20 protein-coding genes and 1 pseudogene are annotated in these 20,528 nt (G+C 38.2%); 17 read left to right on the forward strand and 4 right to left on the reverse strand.

The features are described from left to right. The first annotated feature begins 419 nt into the window (after positions 1 to 419). The 9 genes from rhaB to NST21_RS07055 all read left to right on the forward strand — a co-directional run bounded on the left by rhaB (position 420) and on the right by NST21_RS07055 (position 8,740). Positions 420 to 1,877 carry a rhamnulokinase gene (rhaB, locus tag NST21_RS07015; RefSeq protein ID WP_340888456.1) on the forward strand — a complete coding sequence of 486 codons (1,458 nt, stop codon included), beginning with the start codon at positions 420 to 422 and terminating at the stop codon, positions 1,875 to 1,877. Next, the gene (gene rhaA / locus NST21_RS07020) at positions 1,861 to 3,120 is read left to right on the forward strand and encodes an L-rhamnose isomerase (RefSeq protein ID WP_340888458.1); all 1,260 of its coding nucleotides are present in this window, start codon (positions 1,861 to 1,863) and stop codon (positions 3,118 to 3,120) included. The genes rhaB and rhaA overlap by 17 nt, the downstream gene beginning before the upstream one ends. A 40-nt stretch (positions 3,121 to 3,160) precedes the next feature. After that, a complete protein-coding gene (gene rhaM, locus NST21_RS07025) occupies positions 3,161 to 3,475 on the forward strand; it encodes an L-rhamnose mutarotase (protein ID WP_340888459.1) in 315 nt (104 codons plus the stop codon). Between the two features lie 82 nt (positions 3,476 to 3,557). After that, positions 3,558 to 4,838 carry an MFS transporter gene (locus NST21_RS07030; RefSeq protein WP_445670484.1) on the forward strand — a complete coding sequence of 427 codons (1,281 nt, stop codon included), beginning with the start codon at positions 3,558 to 3,560 and terminating at the stop codon, positions 4,836 to 4,838. A 367-nt stretch (positions 4,839 to 5,205) separates the two neighbouring features. Continuing rightward, complete coding sequence (locus NST21_RS07035) at positions 5,206 to 6,393, forward strand: CaiB/BaiF CoA transferase family protein (protein WP_056528278.1); 1,188 nt, start codon at positions 5,206 to 5,208, stop codon at positions 6,391 to 6,393. 14 nt (positions 6,394 to 6,407) lie between these two features. Beyond that, entirely contained in the window at positions 6,408 to 7,613 is a 1,206-nt protein-coding gene (locus NST21_RS07040; RefSeq protein WP_340892470.1) for an acyl-CoA dehydrogenase family protein, read from the forward strand. Positions 7,614 to 7,636: 23 nt separating this feature from the next. Beyond that, complete coding sequence (locus NST21_RS07045; protein ID WP_340888461.1) at positions 7,637 to 7,948, forward strand: DUF3870 domain-containing protein; 312 nt, start codon at positions 7,637 to 7,639, stop codon at positions 7,946 to 7,948. A 390-nt stretch (positions 7,949 to 8,338) separates the two neighbouring features. Beyond that, on the forward strand, positions 8,339 to 8,536 hold the full coding sequence (locus tag NST21_RS07050; RefSeq protein WP_340888462.1) for a hypothetical protein: 198 nt from the start codon (positions 8,339 to 8,341) through the stop codon (positions 8,534 to 8,536). Positions 8,537 to 8,578: 42 nt separating this feature from the next. Continuing rightward, positions 8,579 to 8,740, forward strand: a complete 162-nt coding sequence (locus tag NST21_RS07055) for a hypothetical protein (protein WP_162878784.1) — start codon at positions 8,579 to 8,581, stop codon at positions 8,738 to 8,740. Positions 8,741 to 8,803: 63 nt separating this feature from the next. On the opposite strand, the pseudogene NST21_RS28730 reads toward NST21_RS07055, so the two are convergent. After that, a pseudogene (locus tag NST21_RS28730) lies at positions 8,804 to 8,902 on the reverse strand (CotG/ExsB N-terminal domain-containing protein); the annotation flags it as partial. A 129-nt stretch (positions 8,903 to 9,031) separates the two neighbouring features. Between NST21_RS28730 and NST21_RS07060 the strand changes: the two are divergent. After that, a complete protein-coding gene (locus NST21_RS07060; RefSeq protein ID WP_056528284.1) occupies positions 9,032 to 10,123 on the forward strand; it encodes a CotH kinase family protein in 1,092 nt (363 codons plus the stop codon). Positions 10,124 to 10,355: 232 nt separating this feature from the next. Next, on the forward strand, positions 10,356 to 11,309 hold the full coding sequence (locus NST21_RS07065) for a TRM11 family SAM-dependent methyltransferase (RefSeq protein ID WP_340888463.1): 954 nt from the start codon (positions 10,356 to 10,358) through the stop codon (positions 11,307 to 11,309). A gap of 57 nt (positions 11,310 to 11,366) precedes the next feature. Here NST21_RS07065 and NST21_RS07070 read toward each other — a convergent pair whose 3' ends face one another. Then, positions 11,367 to 12,332: an MBL fold metallo-hydrolase gene (locus NST21_RS07070; RefSeq protein WP_053345042.1), complete on the reverse strand. Its 966-nt coding sequence runs from the start codon at positions 12,330 to 12,332 to the stop codon at positions 11,367 to 11,369. 348 nt (positions 12,333 to 12,680) lie between these two features. Here NST21_RS07070 and NST21_RS07075 point away from each other — a divergent pair, with 348 nt between their 5' ends. Beyond that, complete coding sequence (locus tag NST21_RS07075) at positions 12,681 to 13,646, forward strand: 2-hydroxyacid dehydrogenase (protein WP_340888464.1); 966 nt, start codon at positions 12,681 to 12,683, stop codon at positions 13,644 to 13,646. Between the two features lie 79 nt (positions 13,647 to 13,725). On the opposite strand, the gene NST21_RS07080 is transcribed toward NST21_RS07075, so the two are convergent. Next, a complete protein-coding gene (locus NST21_RS07080) occupies positions 13,726 to 13,911 on the reverse strand; it encodes a hypothetical protein (protein ID WP_340888465.1) in 186 nt (61 codons plus the stop codon). A 162-nt stretch (positions 13,912 to 14,073) separates the two neighbouring features. On the opposite strand from NST21_RS07080, the gene tnpB reads away from it, so the two are divergent. Together tnpB and NST21_RS07090 are read left to right on the forward strand one after the other, a co-directional pair. Beyond that, positions 14,074 to 15,279: an IS200/IS605 family element RNA-guided endonuclease TnpB gene (gene tnpB / locus NST21_RS07085; protein ID WP_340888466.1), complete on the forward strand. Its 1,206-nt coding sequence runs from the start codon at positions 14,074 to 14,076 to the stop codon at positions 15,277 to 15,279. A 233-nt stretch (positions 15,280 to 15,512) separates the two neighbouring features. After that, positions 15,513 to 16,745, forward strand: coding sequence for a multidrug effflux MFS transporter (locus tag NST21_RS07090; RefSeq protein ID WP_340888467.1), 1,233 nt, complete (start codon positions 15,513 to 15,515; stop codon positions 16,743 to 16,745). A gap of 93 nt (positions 16,746 to 16,838) precedes the next feature. Here the strand turns inward: NST21_RS07090 and NST21_RS07095 are convergent, their stop codons facing one another. After that, a complete protein-coding gene (locus NST21_RS07095) occupies positions 16,839 to 17,624 on the reverse strand; it encodes an SDR family oxidoreductase (RefSeq protein WP_340892471.1) in 786 nt (261 codons plus the stop codon). A gap of 205 nt (positions 17,625 to 17,829) precedes the next feature. Here NST21_RS07095 and NST21_RS07100 point away from each other — a divergent pair, with 205 nt between their 5' ends. From NST21_RS07100 to NST21_RS07110, 3 genes are all read left to right on the forward strand, one after another. Then, positions 17,830 to 18,813 (forward strand): Gfo/Idh/MocA family protein, encoded by a 984-nt coding sequence (locus NST21_RS07100; RefSeq protein ID WP_340888469.1) that lies wholly within the window; start codon positions 17,830 to 17,832, stop codon positions 18,811 to 18,813. Between the two features lie 113 nt (positions 18,814 to 18,926). Beyond that, the gene (locus NST21_RS07105; protein ID WP_053345048.1) at positions 18,927 to 19,235 is read left to right on the forward strand and encodes a heme biosynthesis protein HemY; all 309 of its coding nucleotides are present in this window, start codon (positions 18,927 to 18,929) and stop codon (positions 19,233 to 19,235) included. 19 nt (positions 19,236 to 19,254) lie between these two features. Then, positions 19,255 to 20,376 carry an NADH-dependent flavin oxidoreductase gene (locus NST21_RS07110; protein ID WP_340888470.1) on the forward strand — a complete coding sequence of 374 codons (1,122 nt, stop codon included), beginning with the start codon at positions 19,255 to 19,257 and terminating at the stop codon, positions 20,374 to 20,376. Positions 20,377 to 20,528: the final 152 nt, after the last annotated feature.

Raw genomic sequence — 20,528 nt, forward strand, 5'->3', positions numbered from 1 at the left:
GATTCTGTTTTAATTATAATATATCTTTGTTTATTTTTGAATAGGTTTTTTATTATATTTGTATTTATTTCAATTAAGTTCAATATATCTAATGAAAGAGCTATCAAATAAATAATCCAAACTATGTAGTACTTGTAATAGTAATAGCTGGTTTATTGATTTAAAGTACAATATAAATGTAATAACAGGGGGGATTTAGTAGTGGTCGGCAACTCTATTTAAAAAGAATAAACAAAAATAAATAATGGACTATTTTTATTTATGTATATTTTCTTCTTATTTAGATGGCATGTTTCTTTGTTTTTAATAGTAAATCGTATGAAAACAAAAAAAACTACGTTGATTCATATTTGTTTTTGTTGTATTATTTGTTTTAGTTGAAGAATTAGAAAAGTCGAAATAATGAAGGGAGTGAGATTTTGGTATATGTAGCGGTAGATATCGGAGCTTCGAGCGGGAGGCTTGTCGTTGGAATCTTACAGAATGAAAAATTAGAAATAAAAGAGATACACCGTTTTGCAAACGGATTCACAGAAAACGAAAATAGATTGGTTTGGGATATTGACCATCTATTAAATGAAGTATTAAAAGGATTAGAGAAAGTGAAGCTGCTAGGTTATGAGACGTGCACGGTAGGAATAGACACTTGGGCAGTTGATTATGTGTTAGTAGATGATAAAGGTGAATATTTGCAAAAGCCAATATCTTATCGTGATAGTCGGACTGAAAATACCTTGGAGAAGGTCACTAGATCAATTTCTAAAGAAATTATTTATAAAAAAACCGGTATTCAGTTTTTAGCATTTAATACCCTTTATCAATTTTATGAAGAAAATAAAGACATGTTACATAGAACAAACAAGATATTGATGATACCTGATTATTTAGGTTACTGCTTAACTGGCAATGCTGTGAGTGATGTAACTAATCTTTCGACGACTCAAATGTTGAACCTAGAAACAAGGGACTTGGATGTACAGCTTCTTGATCTTGTTTCTCTTACAAAGGAAAAATTCCCCGAATTAGTAGAACCTGGTACTGTTTTGGGTGAATTGAATAAGGGGAATTTCCCATTTTATAATCTACCAGGTTGTCAAATCGTCACGGTGGCAACCCATGATACAGCATCTGCAGTAGTAGGGACACCGGGCCATGATAAAGGTTGGGCATTTTTAAGCAGTGGTACGTGGTCATTGTTAGGAGTCGAGAGTTCTGTTCCGTTTACAAATGAAAAAGCATTTAACAATAATTACACGAATGAATGGGGAGCTTTCCAAACAACAAGATTATTGAAAAACATAATGGGATTATGGGTCATTCAGGAAGTAAGGAGGCATCTTCCGCAGGATTACAATTTTGCAAAATTTGTAGAAGAAGCTTTAAAAGAAGAAAAATTCAAGCAGTTTATTAATTTTAACGATGATCGTTTTCTGAATCCGTCAAATATGATTGAAGAAATTCAAGAATATTGTCGGGAAACGAATCAGCATGTTCCTGTTACAGCTGGAGAATTGGCCAGTTGTGTATTTAACAATTTAGCCATCATTTATGCCATTGCATTAGAAGATTTAGAAGAAATAACAGGAGAACCTATCAACCGCTTACATGTAGTCGGTGGTGGGGCCTATAATGATTTGCTAAATCAGTTAACAGCGGACATTAGTGGAAGAGTGGTGTTTGCAGGCCCGATAGAAGCAACTGCAATAGGGAATTTGCTGATCCAAATGATTGCGAACAAAGAAATTAATAATTTAAAAGAGGGTCGACAATTATTAATAGACTCTTTTGAAGTTAAAAAATATGTCCCGAGCGAAGCTGACCCAATCACAATTATTAACAAATTTAAGGAGGTAATTACTTATGCACAAACAAATTAAAAGAGATTACGAGGCAGCAAAGGAATTATATGCAAGTCATGGAATCGACACAGATGAAGTATTAGAACAGTTAAAGAAAATAAAAATCTCCATGCATTGCTGGCAAGGTGATGATGTAAACGGTTTTATGAATAAAGACCAAGTTCTGACTGGAGGGATTTCCGTAACAGGTAACTATCCGGGTGCAGCAAGAACCCCGGAAGAGCTTAGACTGGATTTAGAAAAAGCCTATTCGCTGATTCCTGGAAAACATAAGCTGAATTTACATGCCATCTATGCAGACACAGAAGAAAAAGTCGATTTGGATGAAATTGAGCCACGTCATTACACAAAATGGGTCGAATGGGCAAAAGTAAAAGGATTAGGACTGGATTTCAACCCGACCTGCTTTTCACATCCAAAATCAGATGATGGTTTTACATTAAGCCATCCAGACAAGGAAATACGCGATTTCTGGATTGAACATTGTAAGCGCTCTAGAAAAGTTGGTGAATACTTCGGAAAGGAAACCGGACAGCCATGTGTAACAAATTATTGGATTCCAGATGGATTTAAAGATATTCCAGTTGACCGCTTAACACCTAGAAAACGATTAGAAGAATCATTGGATGAAATTTTTAAGGAAGAAATTGATCCTCAATACAATTTGGATGCCGTAGAGAGTAAATTGTTTGGTATTGGATCTGAAAGCTATGTTGTAGGATCTCACGAATTTTATATGGGATATGGCTTAACACGAAATAAATTGATTTGCTTGGACTCAGGACACTTCCATCCGACAGAAACGGTTTCAAATAAGTTATCTTCGCTTTCGTTATTCAGTGAAGGAATGCTTTTACATGTTAGCCGTCCAGTTAGATGGGACAGTGACCATGTTGTGACACTGGATGATGAGCTGCTTGAAATAGCTCGTGAATTAGTCACTCATAACTTGACTGAAAAAACGCATATTGGTCTGGATTTCTTTGATGCAAGTATTAACCGTGTTGCAGCGTGGGTCATCGGTACACGTAACATGATTAAAGCATTACTGCGTGCATACCTAATTCCTACTGAAAAATTAAAAGTAGCAGAATTAGAAGGTGATTTTACAACACGTCTAGCATTAATGGAAGAGTTCAAAATGTATCCATTCGGGGCGATTTGGGATTACTATTGTGCAACTCAAAATGTTCCTGTACGTGAAGAATGGCTGGCAGACGTAAAAGAATATGAGAAAAAGGTTTTAGTAGAAAGAGTATAGCTCTTACTTCACTTTATAAAAAATATCGGGGAGGATCTACATGATTAGAAAAGCTAGCATCATGACGGTTTATAAAGATCAATATGAAGAATATAAAAAACGCCATGACAAACTATGGCCTGAAATGGAAGCGGAGCTAAAGGCACATGGAGCTCACAATTATTCTATCTTTCTTGAAAAGGAAACGGGGAAGTTATTTGCTTATTTAGAAATAGAAGATGAAGAAAAATGGAGTAAGATGCCTGAAACGGCGATTAATAAAAAGTGGTGGGATTATATGGAACTTTTAATGGAGACTAATCCAAATAATAGTCCAGTATCCATAGAGTTAAATGAAGTTTTTCACTTGAAGTAAGGGTAGCTTGATCTCCATGTCCAAACTGTTTCTGTATATGGAATCATAAGGTTTGTTTAACATGAAAGGGGTAGGGGATGCAATGGCTAATATCGAAAAAGGCAAAAAAGGAAGCTTAAAATCTACCATTACCGTTGCGATGTCTAACTATTTAGAGGCCGGTTCTATTGTAGCGGGTGCTGGTGGGCTTACACTCTGGATGGAGTATTTAGATCTCGATGATTTTAAACTTGGACTTTTGGGCGCACTTAGTGCGAATGGTTTTGGTGCTGCGGTTGGTGCCTTGTTAGGTGGTTTCCTAGTTGATAAATATGGACGGAAATTCATCTATAAATATGATTTGATTGCCTATATGCTAGGTGTATTACTGATTGTTTTCTCGTTTAACTTCCCGATGTTACTTATAGGATATGTAGTGACGGGTATTGCTGTCGGTGCCGCGATTCCGGCAGCTTGGACATACATAGCTGAGGAAGCTCCAGAGGGAGAAAGGGCGGCAAGGGTAGGCTGGGGCCAATTAGCTTGGTCTATTGGGCCTGCTATCACGTTATTCCTATCTGTTGCTTTGGCACCACTAGGGTTATTAGGCAGTCGATTAATTTTCGCTCAATTATTTGTAATTGCTTTAGTCACATGGATATTGCAACAACAAATTAATGAATCGACTATCTGGGAAGAAGAAAAAGAAAAACAGAACAAACTTAAAAAGAAAGGCAAGCTTACAGACGTTTCTCTTAAAGAATTACTTAGTGTGAAAGAAAACCGCAAAGCCTTATTCCTTTTAATCGGGATATATGGGTTCTGGAATTTGGTAGCTGGAGTAATGGGGTACTTTATGCCTTATATATATGAAACAGTAGGTGGTCTAACTTCTACACAAGCTAACTTATTACAAGGAACACTATGGTTATTGACTGTTGTCTCTACTTATTTTGTATTTATTAAATTGGGAGATAAAGTAAACAGGAAGGCTCTCTTTGGAATTGGTGCTGTAATGGGAATCGTAGCCTGGCTCATATTAACCTTTGGAGGAATGGGATGGACAGAACTGTTGTTGTTTGTCTTGCTATGGGGAACTGCAGCAGGCTTTGGTGCACAATCATTTTATGCCTTATGGTCAAGTGAGCTGTTCCACACAAAGTATCGTGCAAAGGCTCAAGGTCTCATGTTTTCCGTTGCACGTATTGGTGTAGGACTGTTCTCTCTAGTTATTGCCTTATTAATCACGACATTAGGATTCAAGATTGCGGGATTAATTATGATTGCGTTCCTTATCATCCATTTAGTCATTGGTCTTACTATGTCACCGGAAACTCGAGGGAAGTCTCTTGAAGAAATCCAAAAAGAACGTTATGGAGCATAATCATAATGTAAGAGGGTGGTAAAGCGTCTACTCTTGATATTTAAGGAAAAACATTAATATTTTCCATGACTTCGGGAGCTGCTAAACTATGAGAAGTTAATTATGATTGCTAGACAAATAAACAAAATTATTGCAAAATTCAATTAATAGTTTTATACTTAATTTACCAAACCGATGACGGCAAGTTACCTTGCTGCAAAGCCGGCTTGGTTTAAACTTAGAATTTATAAAATTGACTTTGTTCACTCGATCTTCCTTTGCCGGAAGACAAGCCATGGATAAGAGTCAGTGAAACGTTCAATGTAATAACATTGTTGGTTTTGCTGGCTCTTTTTGTGTATCCCGACAGTTAGAAAGGGGTGATAAAATGAATGGAGCTTTGGATGGAGTCCGGATTATCGATGTATCCCGTGTTTTGGCGGGGCCGTTTTGTTCAATGATTCTTGGAGATTTGGGAGCGGATGTAATTAAAATTGAGCATCATGAATCAGGTGACGAAACGAGAGGCTGGGGTCCACCGTTTGCCCAAGGAGAAAGCGCTTACTATTTATGCGCCAATCGAAATAAGCAAAGTATGACTTTGAATTTAAAGTCTGAAAAAGGGAAAGAGATTTTCCGTAAGCTGGTGTCTTCGGGGGATATAGTGGTTCAAAACTTTAAGACAGGTACCTTGGAAAAAATGGGGATAGGTTATGAGGAATTAAAGGAATTCAACCCCCAATTGATTATGGCCTCGATCACAGGATTTGGTTTAACCGGCCCTTATAAAGATTTACCTGGCTATGATTATATCATTCAAGCGATGAGTGGTTTGATGAGCATCACGGGAGAAACGGATGGGAGTCCCATGAAAGTCGGCGTTGCTATTGCTGACATATTGACTGGTTTATATACATGTATAGGCATTTTATCAGCTTTATATCATAGGGAAAAAACGGGGGAAGGACAGGAAATTGATATTTCGTTAATGGATTGTCAGGTTTCTTCGTTAGTAAATGTTGCCAGTAATTATTTATTCAATGGAATAACTCCTGAGCGAATGGGAAATCAACATCCGAATATTGTGCCTTATCAAACTTTTCATGCAAGCGATGGAGAGTTAGTCGTGGCTGTAGGAAATGATGAGCAGTTCAGGCGATTCACATATGTTTTAGAAAGACCGGATTTAGCTGAGCAGGAACAGTTTAAGCGTAATGAAAATCGTTTGCTTAACAAGGAAGAATTAATACCGATAGTTGAAGATTTGTTAAAAAGAAAGACAAAAAAAGAGTGGAAAATGCTGCTTGATGACGCGGGGATTCCAAATGGCCCAATTAATACTATCGCAGAGATGTTAGAGGATCCCCAAATAAAAGCGAGAGACATGTTGGTGAATATGGAGCATCCTACTGTTGAAAATCTGAGAGTAACAGGATCCCCCTTAAAACTTTCGAAAACACCTGTCACGATGAGAAAGCATCCACCGCTGTATGGAGAGCATACTGATTCGATTTTGGCTGGAATTGGGTATAAACCAGACGAAATAATCAAATTTAAACAAAATAAAATTATTTAGGAGGAATTAAGATGATGAATTTCGAATTAACAGAAGAGCAGCAAAGTGTGAAAAAAGTGGTAAGGAAATTTGTGGATAAGGAAATTATCCCATACATTCAAGAGTGGGATCGACAAGGACAGTTTCAACCTCATATTCTAAAGAGACTGGCAGAATTGCAGCTGATGGGTGTTTGTATCCCTGAAGAGTATGGTGGAGTCGGAATGGATTATAATACCCTCGCTATCGTTTGTGAAGAGTTAGAGCGTGGTGATACGGCTTACCGCACTGCAGTTTCAGTACATACAGGGTTGAATAGCATGACTTTATTGCAATGGGGAACTGAAGAACAAAAACAAAAATATTTAGTACCGCAAGCAAAAGGAACTAAGATTGGCGCTTTCGGACTGACTGAACCGAATGCAGGGTCTGACGTAGCAGCAATGAAATCAACGGCTAAACGTGATGGGGATTATTACATTTTGAATGGATCAAAAACTTGGATTTCTCTCTGCGATTATGCGGATCATTTCCTCATTTTTGCTAAGACGGATCATGATCTCGGCTCCAAAGGGATTACTGCTTTTATTGTAGAACGTACTTTTGAGGGAGTGGAATCCAAAGCCATTAAAGGAAAATTAGGAATTCGCGCAGGAAATACAGGCGAAGTCTTTTTAACGGATGTAAAGGTTCCAATTGCGAATAGACTTGGTAAAGAGGGAGAGGGCTTTAAAATTTCCATGTCAGCATTGGACAGCGGTCGTTTTACAGTAGCTGCAGGTGCTGTAGGGTTAATCGAGGCAAGTCTAGAAGCAAGCTTAAAGTATTGCCATGAGCGCAGTACATTTGGAAAAGAGATTGGTAGGCATCAGCTTGTTCAACAGATGATTGCTAAGATGAGCGCGAATCTAGAGATTTCCAGATTGCTGGTCTTTAAAGCTGGAACATTAAAAAACCAAGGCCAACGTAATACCAAGGAAACATCACTTGCTAAGTGGGTTTCATGTAATGCAGCGAACGAAGCAGCGAATGATGCGGTTCAAATCCATGGTGCCTATGGCTACTCGGATGAATATCCGGTGGAACGTTTCCTACGAAATTCAAAAGCTCCGGTCATTTACGAAGGAACGCGTGAAATTCATACTGTAATGCAGGGGGAATACGCTCTAGGCTACAGACAAGATAAAGAACTACGTAAGCAATTGCCTGCATGGCCCTTCGAGCAAGTTTCCGTACATTAATTACAGACAGAGGAGATCAGATGATGAACACATATTTTATTGCAGGACATGCAAAACTTCCACAAGGTATGGCAGCGAGGAATGTATATGATTCCATCACAATCACTGTAGAATTGGACTTTAAATATGGTGTTATTGTTGATGCATCTTGTACCCTTGCTACAGAACATGGCAGGGAATACATTCGTCAACTACTTCGCGGTTATTGTCTTAAAGATGGTATCGAAGAATTGATTGATCGTGTGCAAATGTATTATCGTGGTAAGGCAGGTCAAGCGATTCAAGCAGGGCTGAAGGATGTATTTGCACAGTTCGAATTGGTCTCCGTTAAATAAGAATTAAAATGGATCGTGCCGGTCTTAAAGCCGGTAGGATCCTTTTTTGACTGCATTGTAAGGTACGCACTTTCATTGTACAAAAATAATGAAGGTGGTCCATGCCCCCTAATTGGGCATGTGTTGAATTGCCGTTAATGCGTATGGTAGTAATTCTGATTTCTACATTGGGTGATCGTTCATGAGATTTGAAAGATTCTTTAGTAGTTTAAAAAAAGCTAGTAATTTTTTTTCATAATCCATCAACAATAGAGGTGATAAAAAAGTATCACCTCTTTAAAAATATTTTCAACGTTCTGAAGTTGCCTCTTCTAAAGATTTCTCCTCAAAATATTCATGCATTTAAAAGTTCCATCTACAATTATTTCGGAAGCAAATGGAAGGCCTTCTATGGCATCGCCGATTGTTGGAAGAACGCCGATTTCTGCTGGTACGCCGATTTCTGCTGGTACGCCGATTTCTGCTAGTACGCCGATTTCTGCTGGTACACTGATTTCTGCTAGTACGTCGATTTCTGCTGGTACACCGATTTCTGCTAGTACGTCGTTCAGTCCTGCAGGTAGATCTCCTTCTCCAGCAAGAGCGTAGTTGAGTATTGCAAGTACATCTCCTTCTCCAGCATGAGCGACGATGAGACCTGCAAGTAGAACGGTTCCTGCTGGTGCGTCGTTGAGTGCTACAAGTAGAGCGGTTCCTGCTGGTACGTCGTTGAATGCTACACGTGGCCCGATTTCTGCTGGTGCGCCGTTGAATGCTACATGTGGCCCGATTTCTGCTGGTGCGCCGTGGTGAACGACGAGTACTCCGCCTTTTTCTATTCTTTTTCCTCGTAGAACGGGCTCTTGAACGAGGGTCCTGATACATGAAGTCGCTTAACCCAAAAGAATTAGCCCTATCCACCGCATTTTGTATATCACGAAAAATATTTGACATATATTTATCCTCCTTTTCCATAATAAACTATGTTGCTTGTACGTAATGTGCTATTGATTATCGCAAAACCTTTTAAAAAAAATTAGTTATTTTTGTGGCATCCTTCGCTTTTTTTCATAAATTAAAATGAAAATGAAAGGGAAGGGTTATATGAATGCTGACAAGGAAATACCTATATATCAGCTTTTTATTCCACCTGTAAATTTAATGGAACTTCGTAGAGACATTTGGTGCAATGATCCGGTATGTGCAAAGTTAACAATAAACAGAAAAAAACTCGATATTGATATCGTTTACCGTGGCTCCCATATCCGAGATTTTCGGAAGAAGTCCTATAATGTAATCTTTTACAAGCCAAATACTTATCGAAATGCCAAAGAAGTGCATTTAAACGCTGAATATAAGGATAAATCATTACTAAGAAATAAATTATCATTAGATTTTTTTGCAGATATAGGAACTTTATCACCAAGATCGCAATTTGTTTTCCTGAATTTGAATGGGAAGGACGAGGGGATATACCTAGAATTAGAATCAGTAGATGAACATTATTTGAAGAATGGAAACTTGCCTAAAGGATCTATTTTTTATGCAGTTGATGGAGATGCTAATTTCTCGTTAATGAGTGATTTAGACAAAGGAATTAAACAATCTTTAGAATTGGGCTATCAAAAAAAATGTGGGACAGCTCAGGATGAATTATATTTACAAGAATTAATTATCAATATTAATACAATTCCAAGAGTGGATTTTGAAAAGGAAATTGTAAAATATGTAGATGTGGAAAAGTATCTGCGCTGGCTGGCTGGTGTCATTTTCACACAAAACTTTGATGGATTTGTTCACAATTATGCTTTGTACCGAAATGGAGACACTGGACTATTTGAAATCATCCCGTGGGATTATGATGCGACATGGGGGAGAGATGTAAATGGAAAGGTGATGGAGGAGGACTATGTTGGTATTAAAGGCTTTAATACATTGACTGCAAGAATTCTGGATATAGATACATTTCGTCGAATATATCAACGTCTTTTAAAAGAGATTATGAACAATCAGTTTAACGTAAGATATATGGAACCTATTATTCAGGATATGTATAACCAAATCAGACCGTATGTTCCGAAAGATCCATATATTAGGGATAATATTGAAATTTTCGATAAAGAACCTGATTTCATCCTCAATTTCATAGAGTCACGGGCAAATTATATAAATAGTCAATTGCATACATTAGATTAATTACTTGTTTAACATTCACTTGTTTTTCCAATCGAAGTTGTAAGATATTGCGTATATTTTCTAGCTTTAGATGGAGGAAGGTAAATGGTTAAATTTTATTAAAAACAGCAGGTACGCTGAAAGAACAGCGTTCCTGCTGTTTTTCGTCATGATTCTATTTGCATTTCTAATCTTTTAAAGCTATGTTTGATAGAAAGATATAATCTAAAGTATTATGAAGGATGGGAATACATTGAATAATCATAGCCGTTTGCCGGCATATATATATACCTTTACGTGCAGCCCAGATGAACGCTCTTTATGTAATATGGAGATGCGCTCGTTCTTCGGTTTAGAAACATCAGTTAATATTTTGAAAAGTAATATTGAAATTGAACCGAGCAGAAGTCCGTTTATAAAAGGACGGGTCGAGGTGATGTACGAAGGGGAAAGCATATCCGAAATTGTTGAGCAGGTAAAAAATATTCACTTACCACATTCAACATTTAAAGTGTTATTTGTTAAAATTAATGATTTGGATAAAGAAGCAAAAATAGATTATGATGGACAACGTGAAATTGAACGGGAAATTGGCTGGCACATTCAGGGAAATGCCGATGTACGTAACCCTGATCAGGTCTTTGGTATTGTGCCACTTGGTGGTCGTTGGTATTTCGGGAAATATGTTAAACCGGAAGCTGTTTGGTTACATCATATGAAAAAGCCTCGTGAGTATTCAACAGCACTTAGCACAAGAGTAGCCAGAGCCATTGCTAACATTGCGGTTCCACATCCAGATGGAGTGAAAGCCATTGATCCTTGCTGCGGCATTGGGACAGTGTTAGTGGAAGCCCTATCAATGGGGATAGATATTGATGGTCGCGATATCAATCCTCTTGTGACAGATGGATCGAGAGAGAATATTGCTTATTTCGGACTCGAAGGTGATGTAACAACCGGGCCAATCTCAGATGTTACGAAAAACTATGATGTAGCGATTATTGATATGCCTTACAATCTATATACACATGCGACTCCGGAAGATCAACTCTCAATCCTTAAACATGCCAGACGCTTTGCTGACAAGGTGGTTGTCGTAACCATTGATACGATGGATCACATGATTGAAGAAGTCGGGTTTGAAATTGCAGATCGATGTGTGGCCAAGAAAGGCATTTTTTCAAGACAGATTGTTTTATGTGTATAAGCTTAATTGGGAAGATAAAAAGGCTGAAATCTTTGTGGATTTCAGCCTTTTTGATTTTTACTTAACGTAATAATGAACCACATTTTTGATAATTTCCTTGTTGATCTTTTCCTGATATTCTAAGTAATCTAAATGACCAATAATTTCTGACATGACAAGCGGGAACTCTTTTACATATTTTTCTTTGTAAAACGTTTTCGCCAGTTCATTACCTGTCGAAATTCCGGATTCTATTAAAGCCAAGATTTTTTGTGATTTTGACTCAATACTGTTGAGTCTTTTTTCAATTAAAGAACCGGGGTGTTCTATGATATTACCATGTCCTGGTAAAATGAGATTAATCTGTAATGATAAACACCGCTTTAATGAATCGATATGATCCACAAGCGTCAGCATTCTATTGCCGTTTTCATCAGGTTCAACCAAGGCGTTACTTGAAATATGTTCAATCAATAAATCACCAGCAAGCAGCCGTTTCTCTTTTTGGTCAAGGAAGGCTATTTGATCTGGGGCATGTCCGGGAAATTCGATTACTTCAAAGTTCAGCCATTTTTTTTCCGTGATTTCAATGATGTCACAATTCAGTCTTTGATCTTTATTATTATCAACGGCATTGAATAAATAGGCGACTTGTTTATCACCTAGTTCACCACAGCCCATTTGAAGGTAAAGCTGTTTATAAAATTCAATTCTCATACTTAAGAAGTCAGGATCCCGTTTTAAACGAGGAACGGATTTAGAATGGGCATAAACAGGAATCGGGTGGAGTGCAGTAATCCGGTTAACCAAACCTACATGGTCTCCATGGTGATGGGTTAACAAAATTTCTGTAATATCCTTAATGGTAAAACCATTTTCCTTTAATGTATTCTGTAATGCATTCCAGCAAACATCGTCATTCATACCAGCATCTACTAATGTTAAAGATTCATCCTGTTTTACTAAGTAAAAGTTTATGCTTTTCAATGATAAAGCACTTGGAGCTATAATTGGATAAATTTCAAGTAATGTATTAGTTTTCATGAACGTCGCCTATCCTCCCAAATTGAGATTAACTAAATAGTGATATTACTAATATTGAGCTATAAAGGGTTATTAATCTATGATGAGATGAATGAAATGAAACTGTCAAGCGGAAGCTTCCAAATGAAAAAGATTTTAATAGAGAAAATAACTGGTAATGGATGGTTTATTTATCTTGTTTATTTTAAAATTGAATAAGCATCCCGATAATTGAGCCAATATTCTTATAATTAATTTTGGCTGTTGAGGTTTCATATTCATGTATTTTTTATAACTAAAACTGAAGATGTAATGTATGTTGAGAGATAGCGTTCTATAGAAAATAGAAAGTGTATAGGAGGGACTAGTTTGAAACCTAAGATCTATATTACAAGGAAATTGCCAGAACAAATAGTTAATAGGCTGAGAGGGAATTATCATGTCACGATGTGGGAACAAGAGGATATACCGGTTCCTAGAGATGTGCTTGAAAAAGAAATAGAAGAAATTGATGGGCTGCTTTGTTTGTTGACGGAACAAATAGATGAGGCGCTGATTGAAAAGGCGGTTAATCTAAAAATCATTGCCAATATGGCGGTTGGTTATAACAATATTGATATACATAGTGCAATAAAAAGAGGCATCATGGTCACGAACACGCCGGGGGTTTTAACGGAAACAACAGCCGATTTAACCTTTGGCTTGCTGCTTGCAACGGCAAGAAGGCTGATAGAAGCAGAAGATTATTTAAAGAGTGGACAATGGGAAACGTGGTCACCTATGCAGCTGACCGGGCAGGATGTACACGGTGCAACGATGGGAATCATCGGGTTAGGGAGGATTGGTGAGGCACTGGCTAAAAGAGCTAAGGGCTTTGATATGGATCTAGTTTATTTTAATCGAAGCCGTAAATATGAACAGGAAAAAGAATTAGGAATTGAATATCAGCCCCTTGAAAAATTGCTCCAAGTTTCGGATTTTGTCTGTGTCATGTTGCCGCTTACTCCGGAAACCACTTATATGATTGGCGCAGAACAGCTGGATTTAATGAAAGAGACGGCTGTACTCATAAATACGGCAAGAGGTGGGATTGTTGATGAAAAGGCATTATATCAGGCGTTGAAAAACCGAGTAATTTGGGCGGCAGGATTAGATGTATTTGAAGAAGAACCAGTTTCATTGGATCATCCGCTGCTAACATTACCAAATGTGGTTACGTTACCGCATATCGGGAGTGCCAGCATTGCGACAAGATTGAAAATGGCAAGCCTTGCTGCACAAAACTTGATGGATGGCTTAGCAGGTGATACTCCTTGTAATTTAGTAGTATTATGAAAATGACATGTGAAAAAAGGACTCCAAAAAAATGGGGTCCTTTTTTGAGAGTGAAATATCAACCATAATGCCTTTTTTATTAAAGTCCTCCTGTTTCTAAACCGTCAATTTCTATCTCTCTACTAAAATCACGTGTGATTTTTAATTCATTATTTGTGGTGGATAAGGCTAGTTCTCCTTCTTTCTCATAAACTTTAGATGACTTCTCGTCATACACCTTAATATTGATAGACTGCTGTGTACAGGTTAATATCGTGCAAAACAATTTGAATCCCCACTTTATCATTTCCAGCCAGAAGACTCCCTCTTCAAGCGTGTGAAGGGCGAGAGCGTAAGGGGGAAATGAATGGCGGTTGGCATAAGCCAAAGTTATTTTTTCACAAACATATGTTCGATAGTTAATAATAACTATAAGGGGGTGAAACCAATGGTCGTAAACAAAGCTTATAAATTTCGAATCTATCCAACTAAAGAACAACTAGTTCTAATCAATAAAACGATCGGCTGCTCCCGTTTTGTCTTTAACTTCTTTTTAGGCAAACAAAAGGAGAAAGATGCCTACTGGTATATTTGTGAAGAAATGAAGCAGAACGGCCAATTACCCTCTAATGAATGGAAAGGTTCTTTTCTGAATAAATACGCAACAATCAAAGAACTTCCAGCTTTAAAGAAAGAGTATTCTTTCCTGAAAGAAGTAGACAGTATTGCCTTACAGAAATCGGTGGAAAATTTAGCAGATTCCTATAGTCGATATTATAAAAAGCAAAACAAGTCACCACGCTTCAAATCGAAAAAGAATCCTATCCAGTCCTACACGACTAAACATACGAATGGAAATATCGGAATGATTGGAAACAAAATCAAATTGCCAAAACTCGGTCTAGTTCGTTTTGCTAAAAGCCGCGAAGTCGAAGGGCGAATCATCAATGCCACAATCAGGCGGAACCCTTCGGGTAAATATTTCATTTCCGTTTTAGCGGAAACCAATGTACAAGTACTTCCTAAAAATAATCGTTCGTGCGGTGTAGATGTTGGTTTGAAGAACTTTGCTATTCTTTCAGATGGTACGGTCTATCAAAATCCAAAATTCTTCCGGACGGTCGAAAAGAAATTGGCCAAAGCACAACGGATTCTTTCAAGGCGACAAGAAATAGCCTTGAATCAAAATAAACCATTGGCTGAAGCTAAAAACTATCAAAAACAAAAACGAAAAGTGGCTATCCTACACGAAAAAATTTCAAATGCCCGAATGGATTACTTACATAAAGTTTCCACCGAAATCATCAAAAACCACGATGTTATTGGAATGGAAGACTTGCAAATGTCGAATATGATGAAAAATCACAAACTAGCTAAAGCTATTTGTGAAGTATCTTGGTACCAATTCAAAAAAATGTTGGAATACAAAGCAAAATGGTATGGTAAACAAATCGTGACCGTATCTAAAACGTTTGCTTCTAGCCAATTGTGTTCTAGCTGCGGTTACCAAAATAAAGACGTTAAACATCTGAATCTTCGTGAATGGGATTGTCCTTTTTGTTCTACTCACCACGATCGAGATATTAACGCAGGACTCAATCTAATGAATGAAGCCATAAGGCTTCTAACCGTAGGAACTACGGGAGTAGCCTAATTAAAAATTGGCCGATAGGCTAATGTTCTTAGGAATCCCCCACTTCAATCAGACCGTAAGGTCGATAAGTGGTGGGTAGTTCAACATTTTAAAAGAGTCCTAAATAGAATTACTCGGATTATCTTTAACTTAAGGAAAGCATACTTATCGTAAATTAACTGGATATTTTGTAAAATAAAGAAGATCACGTATTTTTTTGAAAAAACAACTTGTTAAAAGGGATAGGGGTAGTAATGATTGAATTGAAGGAAACAATTTCATCAGGCAACGAAATGACTAAATCCAAAAGGCTGTTGATGGCTCTTATGCTTGGCTCCTTTGCAGCGATTGGACCATTGTCACTTGATATGTATTTACCAGGTCTGCCTACGCTTGCTGAAGATCTAAAAAGCAGTACGTCTTTAGCCCAGCTGAGTTTGACTGCCTGTTTATTAGGATTGGCGTTAGGGCAGATTTATCTAGGACCACTAAGTGATGCAAAAGGAAGACGGGTACCGTTAATCATTTCACTATCCATTTATTGCGTTTCATCTCTGTTATGTGCTTTTGCTCCAACCATTGAATTGCTTTTATTATTACGTTTTATCCAAGGTATCGCAGGAGCAGGAGGAATTGTCATTTCCAGGGCCATTGTTCGTGACCTTTTTTCAGGAACGGATTTGACCAAATTCTTCTCCATGTTAATGCTGGTAAATGGAGCTGCGCCGATTTTGGCTCCAGTTTTTGGAGGTCAGCTGTTACAGTTCACATCTTGGCGGGGAGTTTTCATAGTCATTTGTGCATTAAGTGTGCTAATGGTTGCTGCCGCATTTTTTGGTGTAAAGGAAACATTATCTCCTAATCATAGAAGTGCGGGAGGGGTAACCGATACACTCCGAACTTTTGGAAATTTATTAAAAGACCGTGTGTTTATGGGCTATGCTTTTTCACAAGGATTCGTAAGTGCCGCTATGTTTGCTTATATTTCCGGTTCGCCTTTTGTTCTCCAAAATATCTTTGGTGTTTCTCCCCAAACATTCAGTCTGATTTTTGCAACAAACGGAATTGGGATCATTATTGCTTCTCAAGTGACCGGAAGGCTGGCAGGTAAGGTAAAAGAGGAAAAACTCCTTCAATTAGGATTATGTCTTGCATTATTTGGAGGGATCCTTCTTCTTTCATCTATCCTTCTCGAAATTGGGTTAGCAGGAATCTTGATAGCTTTATTCTTCTCCGTTTCTAGCGTTGGAATTGTTGGTACAACAAGTTTTTCTTTATCGATGCATAATCAGAAAAAAACAGCAGGCAGTGCCTCGGCCTTAATTGGATTGCTCCCTTTTATATTAGGGTCACTAATGGCTCCCCTAGTGGGTCTAGGTTCAGGTGATTCACCCCTTCCGATGGGTATTGTGATGGTAAGTTGTCATGTCATCGCCATGTTGGCTTATCTAGTTCTTGCCCGCCGTGGATTAAAGCGATTAGCATAAAAGTAAAAAGCTGAAGCCCTTTTATAGGGTTTCAGCTTTTTACCATGTTGAGAAAGTACTCCTGATAAAAATCAGGACTGCTTTTTTCTATACTTATAACAGTGATTCTGCTCCGTCAATATAAACTTCCGTCCCTGTTACATGGGAGGACATATCTGAAGCTAGGAACAAGACAAGGTCCCCTGCTTGCTCGGTAGTGCCGGCTTTATTTGCAAGGGGCTGTGAACCTTGCGGGTATTCAATTGGGATTCTGATTTTTTTTAAGTTTTCATCTTCAGGGAAAGTGTTGTCGTGAATGTTGGTATCGATGGAGCCGGGACAAATGATGTTGACTCGGATTTTATATTTTGCCAATTCGAGTGCCGCCATTTTACCGAAAGCGACTTGACCAGCTTTTGATGAACTGTAGGCGGAAAAACCAAAATTCTTGAAAAATCGGTTTCCATTGATGGAGCTGTTGATGACGATGCTGCCACCTGTTTCCTTCATAAATGGAATGGCGTATTTGACAGTGAGGAAGGTGCCCTTTAGGTTGATGGTATGTGTTTGATCCCAGTCTTCTGGCTTTATGTCTTCGATTGGGGCTATCACACCGTTGATGCCTGCGTTGGCGAATACGAAATCAATTTTCCCGAAATGGTCGAAGGCTACCTGGTATGCCTTTTCAACTTGATCGGCTTTAGAAACATCGGTTTTGACGATTAAAGCCTCTCTACCAAGGGATTCTACTTCATCCTTCACCTTTTCGGCATTTTCAACTGTCCGATCAAAAAAGACAATATTTGCACCGTTTTCAGCTAGCTTTAGTGCAGCGCCACGGCCAATTCCTGATCCGCCACCCGTAATTATTGCGACTTTATTTTTCATTAAATCTGTCATAAACTTCACACGCTCCTTTTTAGTTTGCTTTCCCGAATAGGTAGTATGTAGAAACATCATGGCAGTAGTAATATAGAAAGATTATAAAGGAAAATTACCTGAAAAATCCAATTTAAACAGTCGTTGGACGTCATTTTACTTTTTTTTTTAGTGAATTGTCTGTATATTGAGGACATAATAAGTTAGCTTGAAAGGGGATATGATGTTGATACGTTTAGGAGTAATAGGAACAAACTGGATCACTGAGCGATTTTTAGAGGCAGCAAAGCTTGTGGAGGAGTTTTCTTTAACCGCTGTTTATTCACGTACAGAAGAGAAGGCTAAGGGATTTGCCGGAAAATATGGAGTTCATACAATATTTACAAATTTAGAGGAAATGGCCGAAAGCGATGAGATTGATGCTGTATATATTGCAAGTCCTAACTCTCATCACAGCAGGCAGGCAGTGTTATTTTTAGATAATAAAAAGCATGTGTTATGTGAAAAACCATTAGCTTCGAATGCAGCGGAAGTTAAGAAGATGATTGACGCTGCCCAAAAAAATGAAGTGCTATTAATGGAAGCAATGAAATCAACAGTAATGCCTAACTTTGAAAGTATCGAGAAAAATATTAGTAAAATAGGTGCCATACGGCGATTTTCAGGAAGCTATTGTCAATATTCATCACGCTATGACGCGTATAAAAAAGGCACAGTTTTGAATGCGTTCAATCCGGAATTTTCAAGCGGCGCATTAATGGATTTAGGGATTTACGTCATATACCCACTTGTTGTACTGTTCGGTAAACCAAATAAGATTCAGGCAACAGGAACATTGCTTGAATCAGGGGCAGATGGACAGGGAACCATATTACTTTCCTATGACGAAATGGAAGCGGTCGTAATGTATTCGAAAATTACGGAATCCAACCAGCCATCCGAAATACAAGGCGAACATGGCAGCATTCTCATTAATAAGATTTCTGGACCCGAAGCAGTGGATATCCATTATCGGGATGGTTCTAGGGAAAGTATTTCGGTTAAGCAGGACATGCCTTCCATGTATTATGAAGTTAAAGAGTTTGTTGAATTGATTCATCAGGGTAAAATAGAATCGGATAAAAATTCATTCGCGAATTCACTATTGACTATAGAAATCATGGATGAAGCAAGAAAGCAAATTGGCATCGTTTTTCCTGCTGACCGTTGATAAGCATTTAAATAGACACGGTCTTGGAAGAAGAGTATAAATGGATGTTACAGATATCCTTTAATTGGGTAGAATTTTAGTACATAGATAATATTTATGTTGGAGGAATGGATATGAAATGCAAAATTAACCGTAATGCAGCAAAAGTTTTACAAAATATGTTGAGCAGTGAAGAAGCCGAAGGCAAAATGATTCGAGTATATATCACGCATATGCATGGTGATCATGCTCACTATGAGATGAAACTTGATACTCCGACAGAACATGACGAAATTGTCAAAACAGATAAAGATATAGATATTTTGCTTGATTCACGTGAGGAATTTCTGGATGGGGTATGGATTAAATATTTTTACGTTCCGGAAGAAGGTTTTGAAATTACTAATCCTTCGAAAGAACCTCACGGGCATCACCACCATTAAGAAAAAAGGGGAGAATGTCATGAATCAAAAATACGAAAAGATCTTTCAACCATATAAATTTTCTTCAGGGGTAGAAGTGAAAAACCGTATCATGATGGCTCCGATGACAACTTATTCTTCGGATGATCATGGCTTTATAACCGAAGATGAACTGGCTTATTATGCGGAACGCTCGGCAGGTGTTGGTGCGGTGATAACGGCTTGTGCTTATGTAATAGCTGGCGGAAAAGGGTTTCCAGGTCAATTTAGTGTAGATGACGATTTATTTATCCCTTCTTTGAGAAAATTGGCTGAGACGATTCAAGCTAAAGGGTCAAAAGCAATTTTACAAATATATCATGGTGGACGGCAAAGTCCACCCGAATTAGTACCTGATAACCAACCTGTTTCCGCGAGTGCGATTGCTTCCAAACAAGATGCACCGGTACCACGGGAAATGTCGGAAAACGAAATTCAGGACGTTATTATGGCATTTGGAGAAGCAACTAGAAGAGCCATCGAAGCAGGATTTGATGGCGTAGAAATTCATGGGGCCAATACGTATTTGCTTCAACAATTCTTTTCGCCACACTCGAACCGTCGTACAGATAAATGGGGAGGAACTCTAGGGAAACGATTGATTTTGCCGCTTACCCTTGTAAACGAAGTGGAAAAAACAGTGGCTGAGCATGCGAAAAAGCCATTTATTATCGGCTACCGCATTTCTCCTGAAGAGGGCAGCAATCCTGGAATCACTTTGGATGACACGCTCCAGTTCGTCGATAGACTAGCTAATCAAAACTTAGATTATCTACATATATCGGTAGGTCATTTCTGGAATGGTTCATTCCGTGAGAGTGATAGGACAAAATCCCGAATCGTTAAAATTCATGAAAAGGTTGGTAATCGTATCCCGATAGTCGGTGTAGGCTCCCTGCACACACCGGAGGAAGTAGCAGAAGCTATGGAAACAGGCGTGCCATTTATCGCCCTCGGTCGAGAACTGCTTATGGAACCGCATTGGATTGAAAAAATCAGGGCAGGAAAAGAAATTGAAATACGTACGACTCTTTCCAAGAAAGATCAGGATGAACTTGTCATTCCAGATCCACTTTGGGAGAAGTTGATTAATATAAAAGGTTGGCTTCCGGTAGTAGAGTAAGTGTAAAAAGCATTAGAAATATATAATACCTTAAATCCGTCCTCTCTTTATCGAGGGCGGGTTTTTGTATGGGCAACTTATGCATGTCAACAAAAAAGACCTGAATTGGTCTTTTTTTGTTTTGATTTAATAAATTTCACATCAGGGGCATC

The organism is Peribacillus sp. FSL K6-1552 (assembly GCF_038005205.1).
GTDB lineage: Bacteria > Bacillota > Bacilli > Bacillales > DSM-1321 > Peribacillus > Peribacillus butanolivorans.